The sequence below is a fragment of the Pseudomonas sp. GL-RE-26 genome (genome assembly GCF_019956275.1).
Lineage (GTDB): Bacteria > Pseudomonadota > Gammaproteobacteria > Pseudomonadales > Pseudomonadaceae > Aquipseudomonas > Aquipseudomonas grandcourensis.
The window spans coordinates 41,014-57,855 of sequence record NZ_JAHBDI010000024.1 but is presented as its reverse complement, the minus strand read 5'-3'; the positions used below and the strand labels follow the sequence as shown (position 1 = coordinate 57,855).

Here is a 16,842-nt window from a genome sequence, read left to right as displayed (position 1 = left end):
CGGACACACACTGTAGGAGCGAGCTTGCTCGCGAATGCGGTTCATCATTCAGCTCTGTTGTTGACTGATCGAACGCTTTCGCGAGCAAGCTGGCTCCTACAGGGGGGGCGGCGAGCGTTGCGCGACTTATCTGTCAGTCAATTTGGCCGGAATAGGCGATGTATGAGCTTCGCCAGATGGTTAATATCCCTTCATCTTTTTCCGAACCCAGAGGTTTTCATGCGTTTTTCCGAACTGCTCGACGCTGTCCGCAGCCAGCCGCTGGCGCTGTCTATCCCGGCCTCCTGGGCCCAGGGGCGAGCCAGTTTCGGTGGCCTGGTGGCGGCTTTGCAGTACGAAGCCATGCGTGCCCGGGTTCCGGCGGATCGGCCGGTACGTTCGCTGGCAATCACCTTCGTCGGCCCGGTTGAGCCCGAGGTGCCGGTCAGTTTTGAAGTCGATGTGCTGCGCGAAGGCAAGGCCGTCAGCCAAGTGTTGGGCCGGGTGATGCAGAAGGGCCAGGTGGTGACGTTGGTCCAGGGCAGCTTTGGTGCCTCGCGCCCCTCGGAAGTGGCGGTGGCCGCTGAACCGGCACCGGAAATGAAGCACTGGGACGAATGCCAGGAATTGCCTTTTGTCGAAGGCGTGATCCCGGAGTTCATGCGGCACCTGGCGATGCGCTGGAGTGTCGGTGGGTTGCCGTTCAGCGGTAGCACATCCCGGCAAATGGGTGGCTGGGTACGCTTGCGCGGCGACGTGAAGGAAGAGGCCATCGGCGAGGCGCATATTCTGGCGCTGGTGGACGCCTGGCCGCCGGCCCTGATGCCGTTTTTGAAGAAACCGGCAATGGGCAGCACCCTGACCTGGACTATCGAGTTCGTGCAGCCGCTGCTGGAACTGAACACCCTGGACTGGTGCAAATACCTCGTCGAAACCGAATACGCCGCAGACGGCTACGGGCATGCCGCCGCAAAAATGTGGAGCGCGGATGGCCGGTTGATCGCCATGAGCCGGCAGACGGTGACGGTGTTCGCCTGATCAGTGACGGCGATGGCGCTCACGCCAGGCGCGCCACCATCCACCGCTGAGGAAGAACCGTGGAAACGTCAGGAACTGCTCGACCAACAGACGCGATAGCGCATCCTTGCGATCACTGAAGGGTTCGGCGGCTTGGGTCTCCAGGCTGTGGCCGTGGCGTTGCAAGGCCAGCGCCGCAATCACACCGATCACACCGATGGCGATATTTGCCAGGCTCAGGCTGAACACCCCGGACACAATCAGCAGAAATGCCACGATGAACAGCGGCACCGCGATCAGGTGCAGCACCAGATTGGTCGGGTGCTGATGATTGTTCGGGTACGCTCGCCATTGCCAGGCGGGAAGGTTGGGGTGACGTTTGCCCATGATGCCGATCCTCGATCCATGTTGAATACATGTAGGAAGAATAGGCCTGGTCCATGCTGGCGGCGAATCAAGGCTGGCTATTGGCTTGATAGGTGTCATGGTCTGGATTGATGTTGCCGGTTCCGGCCTCATCGCGGGCAAGCCCGCTCCCACATTCGTCCGCATTCTAATGAAAGAACTCGGTCACCTGTGGGAGCGGGCTTGCTCGCGATGAGGCCCTCAAAGTTTGAGCTGACCTATGGCCTTGCTCAGTTCCCCGGCCAATGCCGCCAGCTCATTGCTGGTGGTCGCCGACGTCACCGTCTGCTGCACCGTGTTCTCGGTCACGTCACGGATACTCACCACCGCCCGGTTCATCTCTTCCGCCACCTGGCTCTGCTGCTCGGCCGCCACCGCGATCTGCGTGTTGCTTTCACGCATCTGCGCCACTGCGCCGGTGATCTCGGCCAATGCCGCGCCGGCCTCTTGCGCCTGTTGTACGCAGTCGTCGGCCTTGAACGAACTCTCTTGCATGAAATCCACGGCGTCCCGCGTGCCGGCCTGCAACGCCGAGACCATGAGGGTGATCTCATCCGTCGAGGCCTGCACGCGTTTAGCGAGGTTGCGTACTTCATCGGCGACCACCGCGAAGCCGCGACCCATTTCGCCGGCTCGGGCCGCTTCGATGGCGGCGTTCAGCGCCAGCAGGTTGGTCTGCTCGGCGATGCTGTGAATCACGTTGACCACGCCGTTGATCTTCTGGCTGTCCTCGGCCAGGCGTTGAATCATCTCGGCGGTCTGCTGGACGCCGGTGGACAGTCCGGCAATCGAGCGCTGCACCCGTGTCACGACCTCCTGCCCGCTGCCGGCCAGGGTATTGGCCGATTGCGAAAGGTCACGGGTGGCACCCGCGTGTTGGGCGATGTGATACACAGTGGCAGTCATTTCATTGATCGCCGTGGCGGCCTGATCGGTTTCGCTTTGCTGGCCCAGCATGCCGTGGCGCACTTCATTCATGCTGGCCGCCAACCGCGCGGCGCCGACGTCCAGCTGCCGGGCTGTACTGGCGACGGTGTTGACCACCCGTTGATAACCGGCCTGCATGGCGTTGAAGGCGTTGGCCATTTGCCCGACTTCGTCGCTGCAAGCCAATGGCACGCGGGCCGACAGGTCGCCGGTTTTCTCCACGTGCAACATGACGTCTTTCAAGGTGTTGAGCTGGCTGAGCAGGAAGCGGATCAATAACTGTGATGCGCCGAGCATTGCCAGCATCAGGATGAACACCGCCATCGCGTAGTTGGCAAAGCGCTCGCTGAACACCTGGCTCAGACTTGGGCCGTGGGCAATCACGGCGACCTGCTGGCCGTCGGCACGGGTAAACACTTCGGCACCCATCAACGGATTGTCACCGAACAGCGGCATCACGTTGATCTCGACCCAACCGTTTGCATTGATGAGCTCCACAATGGGTTGTTCATTCAGCGACGGCGCCTGTCCGCGATTGAACGTCAGCAGGTTGTCGGCGTGGGGCAGCGGTTGCCCGGCAGGCCAGGCTTCGAGCAATCGCGCCTGGGCCTGGGCCGAAGCCTGGGCGGCGTGACTGCGGGCCTGCTGTTCGAGCTGTACCGCGTACAGCACCAGCAACAGGGTGGTGACGAAAGCGACAGCGTTGACCGCCCAGAATTTGTATTTCAGCGAGATATTGCTAAGCCAGGCACCCATGGAGGTCTTCTCTGATAGCGGAAACAGTTTTGGCAAGGTGCCATTATTGTGCCGCTACTCAGGTGGCTGATTCTTGATGCAGATCAACTTCAAGCCTGTGGGATTTATGGTGATCAGGAGATCAATGGCAGCCCATAGAACGCCCGCGCACAGGCGGTCGTGTGCGCCGCCAGATCTTCCTGGCTTTCCCCGCGATGCAGTGCCACTTCGCGCAGTACTTCGGTCAGGTATGCCGGCTCGTTTCGCCCGTTTTTCGGTTTGGGGCGCAGGCTGCGCGGCAGCAAATACGGTGCATCGCTTTCGAGCATCAGGCGCCCGCGCTTGATCTCCTTGACCAGTGGATGCAAATGCGTGCCCCGGCGCTCGTCGCAGATCCAGCCGGTAATGCCAATGTGCAGGTCGAGGTCGAGGTAGCTGAACAGTGCCTTCTGCTCCCCGGTGAAGCAGTGCACTACGGCGGCCGGCAGTCGGTCGCGGAAGTCGCGCAGGATTTCCAGCAATCGCTGGCTGGCGTCGCGTTCGTGCAGAAACACCGGCAACTGCAATTCGACGGCCATGGCCAGATGTTCTTCGAGGACTTTCTCCTGCTGCGGACGCGGCGAGAAATCACGGTTGAAATCCAGCCCGCATTCACCCACGGCCACCACATTCGGCTCCATGAGCAAGCTGCGCAAACGTCGGGTGCTGTCGGCGTTCCAGTCGCTGGCGCAATGAGGGTGAATACCGGCGGTGGCGAACAGGCGCTGGGCGCTTTCGTCCAGTTGCTGGCACAGCTCAAGGGCCTGTTCACTGCCCTCGACACTGGTGCCGGTCAGCACCAGTTGGCACACGCCGGCCGCGTAGGCGCGGTCGAGTACGGCCCGGTGTTTGTCGGCAAAACTGGCGTTGGTCAGGTTGACGCCGATATCGATGAGTTGCATGGTGCTACCTCGGCCCAAAGGCCGGAAAGCATATCAGAGCCGTGGATTTATAAGAAAAGCCAAGAACTACAACGGGTTAACGCTGTCTCTTGAGCCGCGGACCAGGCTGGGTTGGTAGTTTTGCCATCATTGTGCCAGTCTTTCGCACTTTGCCAGCGCCTTGGGCGCTCTGTTTTTGTCGCCGCGCTTGATGGTTTTCGTCATTGAAGCGGGCCTCATATTCTTTCCGGAGAGTGGATGATTCGTCCCTCGGTTTTGCTACTGCTGTGTTGTTCGCTGCTACTGCCGATGTCGGCGGTCGCGCGTCTGCCCGGGCCGCTGCAAGCCGTACCGGCCAGCAAGGTGCGCGACCTTGCGGAAATTCGCAGCAGTCGTGTGCTGCGGGTGTTGGTCAACCAGAGCCGCAACAGTTCCGGCGAAGTCCAGGGGCAGGCGATCGGGGTCGAATACCATCGCCTGAGAGCGTTCGAGCAGTATCTCAACGGCCACGCCCGTGACGGTCAGGAAATCACCCTCAAGATCATTCCCAAGGCCAAGGATCAACTGCTCGGCGCATTGCAGCGCGGGGAGGGCGATCTGGTGGCGCCAGGCGAGTTGCTCGATCTGCAACCGGGCTTCGCCGTCAGCACCAGTGAGCCGATTGCCAGCAACATCCCGTTGGTCCTGGTGGGCATCAAAGGCGAACGCCGCTACACCAAGCTTGAACAGCTTTCCGGCAAGACCCTGGCGTTACCCGCCGGCAGCGCTGCCGGGGATGCCGTCAGCCAGATCAATCAAAAGCTCGCCCTGCACAAACTGCCACCGGTCACAATCGAATGGGTCGATCCGACCCTTGCCGTCGAGGATGTGCTGGAGATGGTGCAGGGCGGGATCTTCCATCTGACCATCGTCGAGCAGCCGATCGCCGAACGCTGGGGCAAGATCCTGCCCAAACTGCGTTTCGACAAGCAGGTACTTGTCAGCGAGCCGGGAGAAGAGTTCTGGTTCGTGCGCCGTGATGCCTCGATGCTGCGGGCCAGCATTGATCGCTTCCTCACCGTCTACAAAAAACCATCGGATCAGGACGCCGCGTTCCTGCGGATCTATCGTCGTCTCTATCAAGTGCACTATCCGCTGGCCAAGGCGGACCGGCAGCGCCTGGAAAAGCTTCGCCCGGTGCTGCAGAAGCACGCCGATGCCCAAGGCATGGATTGGTTGAACCTGGCGGCGCTGGCCTTCAAGGAGTCAGCCCTGCAACCCGCCGCTCGCAGTGGCGGTGGCCCGACCGGTCTGATGCAGATCACGCCTTCTGCGGCGCAGCGGGTGGGGGTCAACAATATCCAGGACCTTGATGGCAATGTGCAGGCCGGGGCCAAGTACCTGGCGATGATCCGGCGCAAATTTTTTGCCAGCCCCAAGCTCAACGAGCGCGAACGCATGGCCTTCGTGCTGGCGGCCTACAACATCGGGCCGGAGCGGGTCCAGGGCATGCGCGCCGAAGCCCGGCGGCGAGGCTTGAATCCCAACCAGTGGTTCTTCCAGGTCGAACGCGTGGCCATGGAGCAAGTGGGTATGGGGCCTGTCAGCTATGTTAATAGCGTGAACAAGTATTACTTGGCGTTCGACCGGGAGCGCGAGTCGTTGGAGCCCCAGGAGCAAAAAGTTGCCTCACGAAAATGATCAACTAATCTGATTGTTATGGCGGGGTTTTTGCGCTTTTAACATGTGAATTACTGATTAATATAGCGGCCAACCAACACACACTTACAAGGAATGAATCAGCATGAGCACTCTGATCAACAAGGTACTGTCTACCCGCGCTGGCTACGGCCTGACGGTTCTGCGCATCGTGGTCGGCATTATTTCCGCCGCTCACGGCTCGCAGAAACTCTTCGGGGCATTCGGTGGCTATGGTCTGGCTGGAACCGCGCAGTACATGGAAAGCCTCGGACTGACGCCGGGTTACCTGATGGCGACACTGGCGGGCGGCATCGAATTCTTCGCCGGCCTGGCCCTGATCATCGGCTTGCTGGTTCGCCCGGCCGCGCTTGGCCTGGCCTTCCTGTTGCTGGTGGCGATTTTCTCGGTGCACATCAGCAACGGACTGTTCATGGCCAACAACGGTTATGAATTCGCCCTGGCCTTGCTCGGTGGCAGTATCGCGGTATTGATCGAAGGTGCGGGCAAACTCTCAGCGGACCGCGCCATCGCCGGTTGACCGCTCTGGTTCAACGAAAAGGCCCGCATTGTGCGGGCCTTTTTTGTTGGTGCGCCAGGCATGGCGCGTTGCGCGTAAGCGCAACCAGCTTGGCTGTGGTGGCCACGCTGGTGACTTGGAGGTGAAAGTCCTCTACACACCCGGCAAGGGGAAGTGTTAGCCAGAGGCAAGGGTGTCGCGGGTGACTGCGAATCTGAAGGAAGCCCGAGGCAAAATGCTGGCCTGACGAACAGGAAGCGGATAGAGGCGGCGCAGCGGGGTAAGAAGGCCAATATCTTCAAAGCCCGATACTTGCACGGAACGCTGCGACGTAGATCCGACAGGCATAAGCAGGAAGGTCGCGCGAATTACCCTGGGAGATCTGTTTAGCCTGCCATGTGCTACCGGCGTCGCGAGATGACGGGATGGGCGACAGAAGTCAGCAGAGGCCGTAGTAGTTGCTCGAAACCGGAGTAATGAAGGGCTGAACCTGCCATGAGTGGATAGTCGGGTGTGATCTCTGTTGGAGCGTAAAGCAGAAACTCCGCGTAGCGGAGGTCAAGACCATTAGGAGGTAGGAGCCGGAAGCTCCGAGGGCCGGTCTGGGCGCTTAGATACCGCAGGCGACACATCAACGGAACCAAGCTCGCTGACGTTGTTTGTCAGTAGGCAGGAACCGCCGTATACGGAACCGTACGTACGGTGGTGTGAGAGGACGGCGGGGGCAACCCCGCCTCCTACTCGATCGCGTCATTCTTGACACTGTCCAGTCAGCTTCTCTAGGATGTTGCTCATGCGCCGATTTAAACAGCTACTTGCGGGGCGCCAGGTGACTCATCCAGTTACCGATAGAAGCCAGAACAGGCTTCGAAATACCGCTAAAGCGCTGGTTCGGTGTTGCCTCTCACCTGCCATGCAGACTTTTGAGGCAGAGACACGACACAATGAATGCACTAAATGCTGTTGTACGTCCCGCGCCGATCACGGCACACCTGACCCAGCGCAATCCAAAAATCCTGCTTGGTGGCAAACATCAGCCGACGCTCTTGCGTTATCTCGATGGTTGGCCACGTCGTACCGGTGGTCCCGCTGCCTTCCTGATCCAGTTTGTCGAAGACGGTGAGTCGCTCGCTCGTTTTGCCGACGACAGTTTCGATCTGGCAGTGATTCAGTCCCCCAGCCTCGAAGATGCGCCTGAAGTGATCCGGCAACTGACCCGCGTTGCCCGGCAAGGACTGATTACCCGGCGTTAAAGCTCACGGGTAGTCGATCGCCACAATGTACACACACTGTTCACCGGTCGGCGTCTGGACCCGGACTTCGGCGTCCAGTGCCTTGCCGATCAGTGCGCGGGCCAAGGGCGAGTCGATGCTGATCAGGCCCTGTTTGAGGTCCAGTTCATCCGGCCCGACAATGCGGTAGCGCGACTCTTTGCCATCCTCGTCTTCGATCGTGACCCAGGCGCCGAAATAGACCTTGTTCGGATCGCTGGGTTTTTCGCTGACAACCTTGAGCGCTTCCAGGCGTTTGGTGAGAAAACGCACGCGGCTGTCGATCTCTCGCAGCATCTTTTTGCCGTAGGTGTATTCGGCGTTCTCCGAGCGATCACCCTGGGCCGCGGCTTCGCTGACAGCCTGGGTAACCTGGGGCCGACGTACATGCCACAGCTCATGGAACTCGGCGCGCATCCGCGCTTCACCCTCGGGGGTGATCAGCGCGGTGCCAGCGGTGCGGGGAGGGCGGTAACGGCTCATGACAGCTTCTTGTGGTGAGGATGGCAGGAGTCTATCAACCCTCGCGCAGGACTGTCAGCGGGCTGGCGTTCAATGCCCGACGGGTGCCGAACACACCGGCACCACCGATCAGCACTGCGCCCAGCAATGGCAGCAACAATAGCCATGGATGTGGATGCCACGGCAGGTCAAAGGCGTAGCGGTAGAGCACCCAACTCACCACTTCCGAACCCAGCGCCGCCAGCAAGCCACTGACTGCGCCCAGCAAACCGAACTCGATACGTCGAGCCTTGACCAGCAATTGCCGCTCCGCCCCCAGCGCACGCAGTAACGCCCCCTGGCGAATGCGTTCATCCAGCGTCGCTTGCAGACCGGAGAACAGCACCGCCATGCCCGCCGCCAACACGAACAACAACACGTACTCCACCGCCAGGGTCACCTGGGCGAGGATGCTGCGCAGTTGCTCCAGCAAGGCTTCGACCTGCAGGATCGTCACCGCCGGGAAGGCGCGGGACAGGTCGACAATCTGTTGGTCGTGACCTGATGCCAGATAGAAACTGGTCAGGTAGGTCGCTGGCAGATCCTTGAGGGTGCCGGGCTGGAAGATCATGAAGAAGTTCGGCTGGAAGTTGTCCCAGTTGATCTCCCGCAGGCTGGTGACCTTCGCCTCGCGATTGACCCCGCCAACGCTGAAAACCAGATGATCGTCGAGCTTGATTTTCAGGCTTTCGGCGACCTTGCCTTCTACCGACACGCCGGGAACATCGTCCGGCGTCTGTTCGTTCCACCAGTTGCCGGCCGTGAGTTTGTTGCCCGCCGGCAGGTCCGCGGCCCAGGTCAGGCTCAGGTCGCGCTGGATCGCCCGATCACCCGCCGATTCCTTGGTGACGATTTGCTGCACCGGTTCGCCGTTGATGCTGATCAGTCGGCCCGGCACCACCGGGTACAGCGGTGCCGATTGCGCCGACACGGCGATCAGGTGATCGGTGAAGGCCTGTTTGTCCGCCGGCAGGATGTTCAACGCGAAGTAGTTTGGAGCGTTTTTCGGCAGCTGGTTCTGCCAGGTGTCCAGCAACTCGCCCCGTAACAAGGCGATCAGCGCCATCGACAGCAGAATCAGACCGAACGCCAGGGACTGGCCCGCCGCAGCGAGCGGATGACGCAGCAGTTGGCCCAGACCCAGACGCCAGGGCAAGGACGCACGCGCAAGCATGCGCCGCAGACTCTTCAACAGCAGCAACAACAAGCCGCCCAGCACCAGTGCTGCAATCACTCCGCCGCCGAGCAGGGCAAAGGTCAGCACCAGGTCCAGGCTCAGGCGCCACATGATCAGGCCGAGGGCGCCCAGCGCTGCGCCGTAGACCATCCAGGTGCTGGAAGGGATCGGCAGCATGTCCCGGCGCAGCACACGCAATGGCGGAACCCGGCCCAGAGCTGCCAGTGGCGGCAAGGCGAAACCGGCCAGCGCCACCAGTCCGGTGCCGATCCCGGCAATAGCCGGAAACAGCCCGCCCGGTGGCACGTCGGTGGGCAACAAGTCATGCAGCAGGGCAAACAACCCCAGCTGGGCGAGCCAACCGAGGAGGGCGCCGCTGATGCTGGCCAGCAGCCCGAGCACAGTCAGTTGCAGGCTGAACAACACCATGGTTTCCCGGCGTGACAGCCCGAGGCAGCGCAGCAAGGCACTGGCATCGAACCGGCGGGTGGCGAAGCGGGTTGCCGACAGCGCCACCGCCACACCGGACAGCAACACCGCCACCAGGCTGGCCATGTTCAGGTAGCGTTCGGCCTTGCCCAGGGCGCCGCCGATCTGCCGGTTACCGTCGCGGGCGTCCTGTAAGCGCTGGTTGGCGGCAAGCCCCGGTTTGATCAGTTGCCGATACGTTTCGAGTGCCTGAGCGCTGCCTCGCCATAATTCGCGATAGCTGACCCGGCTGCCGGGCTGCACCACGCCAGTGGCCGTAAGGTCGTCGAGGTTGATCAGCACCCGCGGCGTCAGGCTGTAGAAATTGCCGGCGCGATCGGGTTCGTAGGTCAGCACCCGCGCCAGTTTCAGGGTTTTCATGCCGACATCGATGCTGTCGCCGATCTTCAGGTCCAGGGCGGTTAGCAGGCGTGCCTCGACCCAGGCTTCACCGGGTTGCGGTCCGCCACCGACTGTTTCCGTGGCAAAGGGTGCGGGCGCGCTTTTCAATTCGCCCCGTAGCGGGTAGGTGTCATCGGCCGCCTTGATGCTGGACAGCTGGATGCCGTTGTCGGTGGCGATGACGCTGGAGAACTCCACCACTTGGGCGTGTTCCAGACCCAGTTCGGTGCCGCTTCTTATCTGTTCGGGGCGCGCAGGCGAACTGCCTTCGAGCAGCAGGTCGGCACCGAGGAATTCGGTAGCGCGTAGCATCATGGCGCCGTTCAGGCGCGCGCCGAAATAGCCAATGGCGGTGCTGGCGGCAACGGCCACCAGCAAGGCGAAAAACAACACGCGCAATTCGCCAGCGCGGGCATCGCGCAGCAACTGGCGGATGGCGAGACTGAACAGGCGCAACAGCGGCAGACGTGCCATCAAGGCTCCAGAGGGGCGACCAGCAGGCCGGCTTCAAGACGGATCAGGCGCCGGCAGCGATGGGCCAGGCGTTCATCGTGAGTCACCAGCACCAGAGTCGTGCCGCGCTCCTGGTTGAGCTCGAACAGCAAGTCGCTGATGCGCTCGCCAGTGTGGCTGTCGAGGTTGCCGGTCGGTTCGTCGGCGAACAGCACATCGGGCTCGGCGGCAAACGCGCGGGCAATCGCCACCCGTTGTTGCTCGCCGCCGGAGAGCTGGCGCGGCGAGTGAGTCAGGCGTTGGCCCAGTCCCACCCGTTGCAGCAATTGGGTGGCGCGTTCGCGGGCGTCTTTGCGGCCATCGAGTTCCAGCGGCAGCATGACGTTTTCCAGGGCATTGAGACTGTCGAGCAGCTGAAACGATTGAAAGACAAAACCCACGTGCTCGGCGCGGATGCGCGCACGCTGGTCTTCATCGAGGTTGCTCAGGCCTTGCCCGGCGAGGGTGACTTCGCCGCTGCTCGGCAGGTCGAGGCCGGCAAGCAGGCCCAGCAGGGTGGACTTGCCGGAGCCGGAAGCGCCGACGATGGCCAGGCTGTCGCCCTTGTTCAGTTCCAGGCTGAGTTGGTGCAGGATGGTCAGTTCACCTTCCGCGCTGGGAACCACTTTGCTAAGGTCCTTCGCGATGAGAATGCTTGCGCCCATGGAGAGTCCGATGCGTGTCTGGTTTTTGAGTGCTGGCCTGGCCTTGATGTGCATGGCCCAAAACGCAGCGGCGGGTACAGTCCTGATCGTTGGCGATAGTATCAGCGCCGGTTTCGGGCTGGATACCCGGCTGGGGTGGGTGTCGCTGCTTGAGCAACGGCTCAGGCGCGAAGGTTTCGACGACAAAGTGATCAATGCGTCCATCAGTGGCGACACCAGTGCCGGAGGCCAGGCGCGCCTGCCCGCGCTGCTTGCAGAGCATAAACCGGAACTGGTGATCCTCGAGTTGGGCGGCAATGATGGCCTGCGCGGGATGCTGCCAACTCAATTGCAACAAAATCTTGCGTCGATGATCGACAGCTCCCGGGCCAGCGGCGCCAAGGTGTTACTGCTCGGCATGCAATTACCACCCAATTACGGTGCGCGTTACACCAAGGCGTTCGCGGAGGTCTACAGCAACCTGGCCGATGAGAAAAAGATTCCGCTGGTGCCGTTTTTCCTCGACGGCGTGGGCGGCCATCCGGACTTGATGCAGGCCGACGGCATACACCCGGCGGCCGGGGCCCAGGACAAGTTGCTGGAAAATGTCTGGCCTACTCTAAAACCGCTGTTATGACACTTTTCTAGAGGCAGGCTTTCGGCTAAGGTGGCGCCCCCGATTTGGAGCCCCCGATGCCGCGTCCCGCCTGGTCACTATTTGCCTATCAACTGATCGAGCCTGACGAACAGCTGGATCTGTTTGCCTGCCAGGAAGTGCGGGTGCATCTGGTGACCCGTCAGCTGGAGTTGGGCGGTTCGGCGGACCGGACCTTGTGTGGCAGTCTGTTGCCGGCTTCGCCTCGCTGGTCGAGTGTTGATCGCCGGGTGTTTCAGGACCAGCGGCTGTGTTCGTTGTGCCGGGCCATTCTTGAGTCGCAGAAGCGGGGGACGTCGCCGATCTGGCCTGAACTGCGGTTCGAGCTTTGATCCGTCATTAATAGAGGCGGCCTTCGAGCCGACCTGACTTTTGTTGACCGTGTACATATCCGTTGCTGCGGTAACAGCGGCTTATGGTTTCGCCCTTACGGCGAGTCCCTTTTGGCAAACGCCCCAAAAGGAACCAAAAAGTCTCGCCCCTTACGTACGGCCCCTCGCTGAGGCTCGGCGTTCCTTCGCTGCGGTATTCATCCGGGAGCATTGCCCTCCGGTCGGCTTCGCTTCGACCTACATGCAATGAGTTCGACTGCGTCGAACGGCGCTGCGCGCCAATCCCCGGATGAACACCTCCGTTCAGCCTCCCGAGGGGGCGGGTGGATCAAGATCAAAAGCTGCAGGCGAGCTAACGCTCGGCCTGATGAGTGGTGAGAAGCGTGGGTGTACGCCGATCAACTGTAGGAGCTGGCTTGCCTCTATCGTCGGTTTTACCGATGAATTCCTTATCGGCGCTTTTGGGTAGAAAGGGCGGGAGGAGAAATCTCCCACGGTCCGTACTGGCTAGAGTCGGAATCGAGCTTTTAGTCCCGCCCACCCCTTCAAGTCTAAACATACAAGCGAGCTTGCTCGCGATAGCGGCCTTCCAGTCGACCAGGTACATCACTGACGAACGCACCGAGCAACCAGGCCGGCCGGCAGGCCGCCTCGGACGCTGTTGCGGTGTACGCCCCCTCGTGAGGCCGAGCGCAGGTTCTGCGCAGTGGGCAACTCGGCATGGATGCCGGGTTAGCTGCCCCCGGCCATGGATGGCCGATGGCGGCGGGCCCACGGAGCAGGACCGGAGCGAGGGCATGCCGAGCCACGGCGAGGCACCGAATGTCAGGGGCAAGAGCCCTTGGTTACTTGGGGCTTTTCCAAGTGACCCGCTGTAAGAGCGGAACCATAGGTGGCCGTTACCGCAGAAACGGATATGTACACCATCAAAATCCATGCCGCCTGACACACAGCCATCGCGAGCAGACTCACTCCCACACGGGATCGAGGACAACCTCAAAATCGCCTTGCACTGCCTGCAATCGGGCCATCTCCCCGAAATAACAGACAGCGGTGTACAATCGCGCTCTTATATCTCTGTTGATCATGCGAAGGATTTTCCGGATGTTGCCGCGTTTTCCTGCCGTCACCCGCTGCCTGACTCTTGCCGCCCTCTTTGTGGCCGGTCCAGTCGCAGCATTGGAGTTTCCCCTGCCACCGCCAGGTGAGGACATCATCGGCCAGGTGCAGGTGATCAAGGCCAAGTACGAAGATACCTTCGCCGACCTTGGTACCGCCTACGATCTGGGCTACACGGAAATGGTCGCGGCCAACCCGGGTGTCGATGCCTGGTTGCCAGGCGCCGGCACGGAAATCATCCTGCCGACCCGCTTCATCCTGCCACCAGGCCCGCGTGAAGGCATCGTGATCAACCTGGCCGAGTACCGCCTCTACTACTACCCGAAAGGCAAGAACGTGGTGTACACGTTCCCGCTGGGTATCGGTCGTGAAGGCTGGGGCTCGCCGATTGCCCACACCAGCATCACCGCCAAGACACCGAACCCTACCTGGACGCCTCCGGCTTCGATCAAGGCCGAGCACGCAGCAGACGGTGATCCGCTGCCCAACGTCGTGCCGGCCGGCCCTGACAACCCTCTGGGGCCGTTCAAGTTCACCTTGGGCACACCGGGCTACCTGATCCACGGTTCGAACAAGAAGTTCGGCATCGGCATGCGCACCAGCCACGGCTGCTTCCGCATGTTCAACAACAACGTGCTGGAAATGGCGGGCATGGTGCCGGTCGGTACGTCGGTGCGGATCATCAACGACCCGTACAAGTTTGGCCTGAGTGGCGGCAAGGTCTATCTGGAGGCGCATACGCCGCTGGACGACAAGGGCAACCCGTCGGTGGTCGACAAGCACACCGCAGTCATCAATGCGATGCTCAAGCGTGAAGACATCACCAACAACCTGCGCATGAACTGGGATGTGGTGCGTGATGTGGTCGCCGCTGAAGACGGTCTGCCGGTTGAGATCGCTGTGCCGGGCAACGGTGTCGTACCGATGGTGTCGAGCACTCCGGTCGATCCGCTGCAGTAATGCTGGCAAAGAACCCGTCGGCGCGGACCGCGTCGACGGGTTTTTTATTGCCCGGAGAAACGCCAGGCAATAAAAAAGCCGACCCAAAAAATGGGTCGGCTTGATAACAATCCCGAAGGATTATTACTTGCGGCTAGCTTTGTCCAGCATGCGCAGAGCACGCTCGTTAGCTTCGTCAGCAGTCTGTTGTGCTTTTTGAGCAGCAGCCAGAGCTTCATCAGCTTTACGGTAAGCTTCGTCTGCACGAGCCTGGGAGCGAGCAGCTGCGTCTTCAGTAGCGGTCAGACGTGCTTCGGTTTCTTTCGATGCGCTGCTGCAACCGGTAGCCAGAACTGCGGCCAGAGCCAGAGCAGAGAATTTCAGAACGTTGTTCATCGTGTTCCCCTTCAAGGACTTTCTATTAAGTAGCTATCTCCTCCGATTGAGGAAATAGCCGGCGTACATACTACCCATTACTTGTAGTAAGTAAAACTGACGTGACGCAAGAAGCAAAAAAAATTGTAGGCGTTGATTCTTTTTCGAGCAACTTTTAACTGAATTGTTTAAAAAATATCCAGCTGCAAGGCCCGTGGCTGAGCGAACTGGCGAGAAAAAGTTCCTGTGGCACGGCGCTCTTTTTCCTGGTCCGGCTAAAGTCCGCCTACATGGATTCGTCTACACTTTTGTTCGGCTTTTGTGTGGCGCCTCTCAATATCTTTCTCGATGTTCAGGTGACTTTAACAACGGGCGCTCGTCTTAAGTCTCAACATCCGGCAATGTACAGGCTATCGACCCGGAGTGATCTTCGGTCGAGCCAATCCTGCGTGATCCGGAGCCGCACCCGCCAACCGGCACGATGACGAGCGCATCTTGAGCATTTCTGCCAATGGTGCCTACTATTTGTACGTGCTCGGTAGCGCGAGATCGGTGCAGCTCTTCTCGGTGTCCATTCAGGCACGGGGTGGCGTAGATGTTCCTTCGCCGGAAAAACATCGGTAAGGTAGGGGTCGGAATTCCAGACCCGCGAGGAGTAGTGATGAGCGAGGCGTTGTCCATCCACCATGACCAGGCTGGTCATCAGTTCGAGACCAATGTGGACGGTCATCGTGCCTATCTGACCTATATGGATCTGGGGAAACAGACCCTGGATATCTATCGCACCTTCGTGCCCAACGCATTGCGTGGTCGCGGTATTGCGGCAGCCTTGACCGAGAAGGCGCTGGAGTACGCTGACGAAATGGGCTACACCGTCATTCCATCGTGCTCCTACGTCGAGCGCTACATGGAGCGTCACCAGCGGCATGCGGCCAAGCTGAGTCAGTGACCTTCAACAAAACGAACACATAAAAAAACGCCGGGTTCAGCCCGGCGTTTTTTTTGTGTGCGCTTTTTGCGCCGCCAAACAGGCGATCAGCTGCGATCGCGATTAGGCAGCACATCCTTGAGCTTGGCATGCATGCTGCGCAAGGTGTTTTCGGTCGCAGTCCAGTCGATGCAGGCGTCGGTGATCGACACGCCGTATTGCAGGTCGGCGAGGTCTTTCGGGATCGCCTGGGCGCCCCAGTTCAGGTGGCTTTCAACCATCAGGCCGATGATCGACTTGTTGCCTTCGAGGATCTGGTTGGCGACGTTCTCCATCACCAGCGGTTGCAGGGCCGGATCCTTGTTGGAGTTGGCGTGGCTGCAATCGACCATGATGTTCGGCTTGATCTTCGCCTTGTTCAGCGCCTGCTCGCAGAGCGCAACGCTGACCGAATCGTAGTTCGGCTTGCCGTTGCCGCCGCGCAGCACCACGTGACCGTAGGCATTGCCCTTGGTGGTCACGATCGACACGCCACCTTCCTGGTTGATGCCCAGGAAGCGGTGCGGGCTGGAAACCGACTGCAGGGCGTTGATCGCTACGGTCAGGCCGCCATCGGTGCCGTTCTTGAAGCCGACGGCCGAGGACAGGCCGGAGGCCATTTCACGGTGAGTCTGGGATTCGGTGGTGCGCGCGCCGATGGCCGACCAGCTGATCAGGTCCTGCAGGTACTGCGGGGAGATCGGGTCGAGGGCTTCGGTGGCGGTCGGCAGGCCTTTTTCGGCCAGGTCCAGCAGCAATTGACGACCGATGTGCAAGCCGTCCTGGATCTTGAACGAGTCGTCCAGGTACGGGTCGTTGATCAAGCCTTTCCAGCCGACGGTGGTACGTGGCTTCTCGAAATACACGCGCATGACCAGATACAGGGTATCGGACACTTCGGCGGCGAGAACCTTCAGGCGCTCGGCATATTCGTGGGCGGCCTTGATGTCGTGGATCGAGCAAGGCCCGATGACGACGAACAGGCGATGGTCGGTGCCATCCAGAATGTTGCGAATGACTTCGCGGCCCTTGGTGACGGTGCGCAGTGCGGCGTCGCTCAGGGGAATATCGCGCTTGAGCTGATCGGGAGTGATCAGTGTCTCGTTGGAGGCGACGTTTAGGTCGTTGATCGGTAAATCAGCCATCGTTTACTCGTCAGGTCACGGGTGCCGGCCGCCAGCGAACCCGCGCGGCGGAGCACAGCAAATTAAGCGCGTCGGGGACCCGAACCTTAGCGCGTTACACCGTGGCTCGACAATGGGCAGACGCCGGTTTGGTGGGCTTTCGCAGTCAGTTTCCCTGCCGTGAGGGGCAAACCGA

The 16,842-nt window shown here is 60.6% G+C and carries 16 protein-coding genes and 1 pseudogene; 8 read left to right on the top strand and 9 right to left on the bottom strand.

Going from position 1 to position 16,842, the window contains the following annotated elements; translation table 11 throughout:
• Window positions 1–10: 10 nt before the first annotated feature.
• Window positions 11–130: pseudogene (locus tag KGB07_RS29600) on the bottom strand (metal ABC transporter ATP-binding protein); the annotation flags it as partial.
• Between the two features lie 89 nt (window positions 131–219).
• Here KGB07_RS29600 and KGB07_RS16935 point away from each other — a divergent pair.
• Window positions 220–1,017: an acyl-CoA thioesterase gene (locus KGB07_RS16935; protein WP_046042638.1), complete on the top strand. Its 798-nt coding sequence runs from the start codon at window positions 220–222 to the stop codon at window positions 1,015–1,017.
• Here the strand turns inward: KGB07_RS16935 and KGB07_RS16930 are convergent, their stop codons facing one another.
• The 3 genes from KGB07_RS16930 to KGB07_RS16920 form a co-directional block, all read right to left on the bottom strand.
• The gene (locus tag KGB07_RS16930; RefSeq protein ID WP_046042639.1) at window positions 1,018–1,383 is read right to left on the bottom strand and encodes an Mpo1-like protein; all 366 of its coding nucleotides are present in this window, start codon (window positions 1,381–1,383) and stop codon (window positions 1,018–1,020) included.
• Between the two features lie 219 nt (window positions 1,384–1,602).
• Window positions 1,603–3,084 carry a methyl-accepting chemotaxis protein gene (locus KGB07_RS16925; protein WP_046042640.1) on the bottom strand — a complete coding sequence of 494 codons (1,482 nt, stop codon included), beginning with the start codon at window positions 3,082–3,084 and terminating at the stop codon, window positions 1,603–1,605.
• 113 nt (window positions 3,085–3,197) lie between these two features.
• Window positions 3,198–4,004: a TatD family hydrolase gene (locus KGB07_RS16920; RefSeq protein WP_223465999.1), complete on the bottom strand. Its 807-nt coding sequence runs from the start codon at window positions 4,002–4,004 to the stop codon at window positions 3,198–3,200.
• A 237-nt stretch (window positions 4,005–4,241) separates the two neighbouring features.
• On the opposite strand from KGB07_RS16920, the gene KGB07_RS16915 reads away from it, so the two are divergent.
• From KGB07_RS16915 to KGB07_RS16905, 3 genes are all read left to right on the top strand, one after another.
• Window positions 4,242–5,663 (top strand): transglycosylase SLT domain-containing protein, encoded by a 1,422-nt coding sequence (locus KGB07_RS16915; protein ID WP_046042642.1) that lies wholly within the window; start codon window positions 4,242–4,244, stop codon window positions 5,661–5,663.
• Window positions 5,664–5,766: 103 nt separating this feature from the next.
• A complete protein-coding gene (locus KGB07_RS16910; protein ID WP_046042643.1) occupies window positions 5,767–6,201 on the top strand; it encodes a DoxX family protein in 435 nt (144 codons plus the stop codon).
• 923 nt (window positions 6,202–7,124) lie between these two features.
• Window positions 7,125–7,433 carry a hypothetical protein gene (locus KGB07_RS16905; protein WP_046043367.1) on the top strand — a complete coding sequence of 103 codons (309 nt, stop codon included), beginning with the start codon at window positions 7,125–7,127 and terminating at the stop codon, window positions 7,431–7,433.
• A gap of 3 nt (window positions 7,434–7,436) precedes the next feature.
• Here the strand turns inward: KGB07_RS16905 and greB are convergent, their stop codons facing one another.
• The 3 genes from greB to KGB07_RS16890 are packed head-to-tail and all read right to left on the bottom strand — an operon-like array spanning window position 7,437 to window position 11,156.
• A complete protein-coding gene (gene greB, locus KGB07_RS16900; RefSeq protein ID WP_007973570.1) occupies window positions 7,437–7,934 on the bottom strand; it encodes a transcription elongation factor GreB in 498 nt (165 codons plus the stop codon).
• Between the two features lie 34 nt (window positions 7,935–7,968).
• The gene (locus KGB07_RS16895; RefSeq protein WP_046043369.1) at window positions 7,969–10,473 is read right to left on the bottom strand and encodes an ABC transporter permease; all 2,505 of its coding nucleotides are present in this window, start codon (window positions 10,471–10,473) and stop codon (window positions 7,969–7,971) included.
• Window positions 10,473–11,156 carry an ABC transporter ATP-binding protein gene (locus tag KGB07_RS16890; protein ID WP_046043370.1) on the bottom strand — a complete coding sequence of 228 codons (684 nt, stop codon included), beginning with the start codon at window positions 11,154–11,156 and terminating at the stop codon, window positions 10,473–10,475. The genes KGB07_RS16895 and KGB07_RS16890 overlap by 1 nt, the downstream gene beginning before the upstream one ends.
• Before the next feature lie 10 nt (window positions 11,157–11,166).
• Between KGB07_RS16890 and KGB07_RS16885 the strand changes: the two genes are divergently transcribed.
• From KGB07_RS16885 to KGB07_RS16875, 3 genes are all read left to right on the top strand, one after another.
• Entirely contained in the window at window positions 11,167–11,772 is a 606-nt protein-coding gene (locus KGB07_RS16885; protein WP_008049055.1) for an arylesterase, read from the top strand.
• Window positions 11,773–11,828: 56 nt separating this feature from the next.
• On the top strand, window positions 11,829–12,122 hold the full coding sequence (locus tag KGB07_RS16880; RefSeq protein WP_007991769.1) for a hypothetical protein: 294 nt from the start codon (window positions 11,829–11,831) through the stop codon (window positions 12,120–12,122).
• 1,104 nt (window positions 12,123–13,226) lie between these two features.
• Window positions 13,227–14,201 (top strand): L,D-transpeptidase family protein, encoded by a 975-nt coding sequence (locus KGB07_RS16875; RefSeq protein ID WP_046043371.1) that lies wholly within the window; start codon window positions 13,227–13,229, stop codon window positions 14,199–14,201.
• A 123-nt stretch (window positions 14,202–14,324) separates the two neighbouring features.
• Here the strand turns inward: KGB07_RS16875 and oprI are convergent, their stop codons facing one another.
• Entirely contained in the window at window positions 14,325–14,576 is a 252-nt protein-coding gene (gene oprI, locus KGB07_RS16870; protein WP_003199355.1) for an outer membrane lipoprotei OprI, read from the bottom strand.
• Between the two features lie 640 nt (window positions 14,577–15,216).
• Here oprI and KGB07_RS16865 point away from each other — a divergent pair.
• The gene (locus tag KGB07_RS16865; RefSeq protein WP_007973562.1) at window positions 15,217–15,504 is read left to right on the top strand and encodes a GNAT family N-acetyltransferase; all 288 of its coding nucleotides are present in this window, start codon (window positions 15,217–15,219) and stop codon (window positions 15,502–15,504) included.
• Window positions 15,505–15,590: 86 nt separating this feature from the next.
• Here the strand turns inward: KGB07_RS16865 and KGB07_RS16860 are convergent, their stop codons facing one another.
• A complete protein-coding gene (locus KGB07_RS16860; RefSeq protein WP_046043373.1) occupies window positions 15,591–16,667 on the bottom strand; it encodes a 3-deoxy-7-phosphoheptulonate synthase in 1,077 nt (358 codons plus the stop codon).
• Window positions 16,668–16,842: the final 175 nt, after the last annotated feature.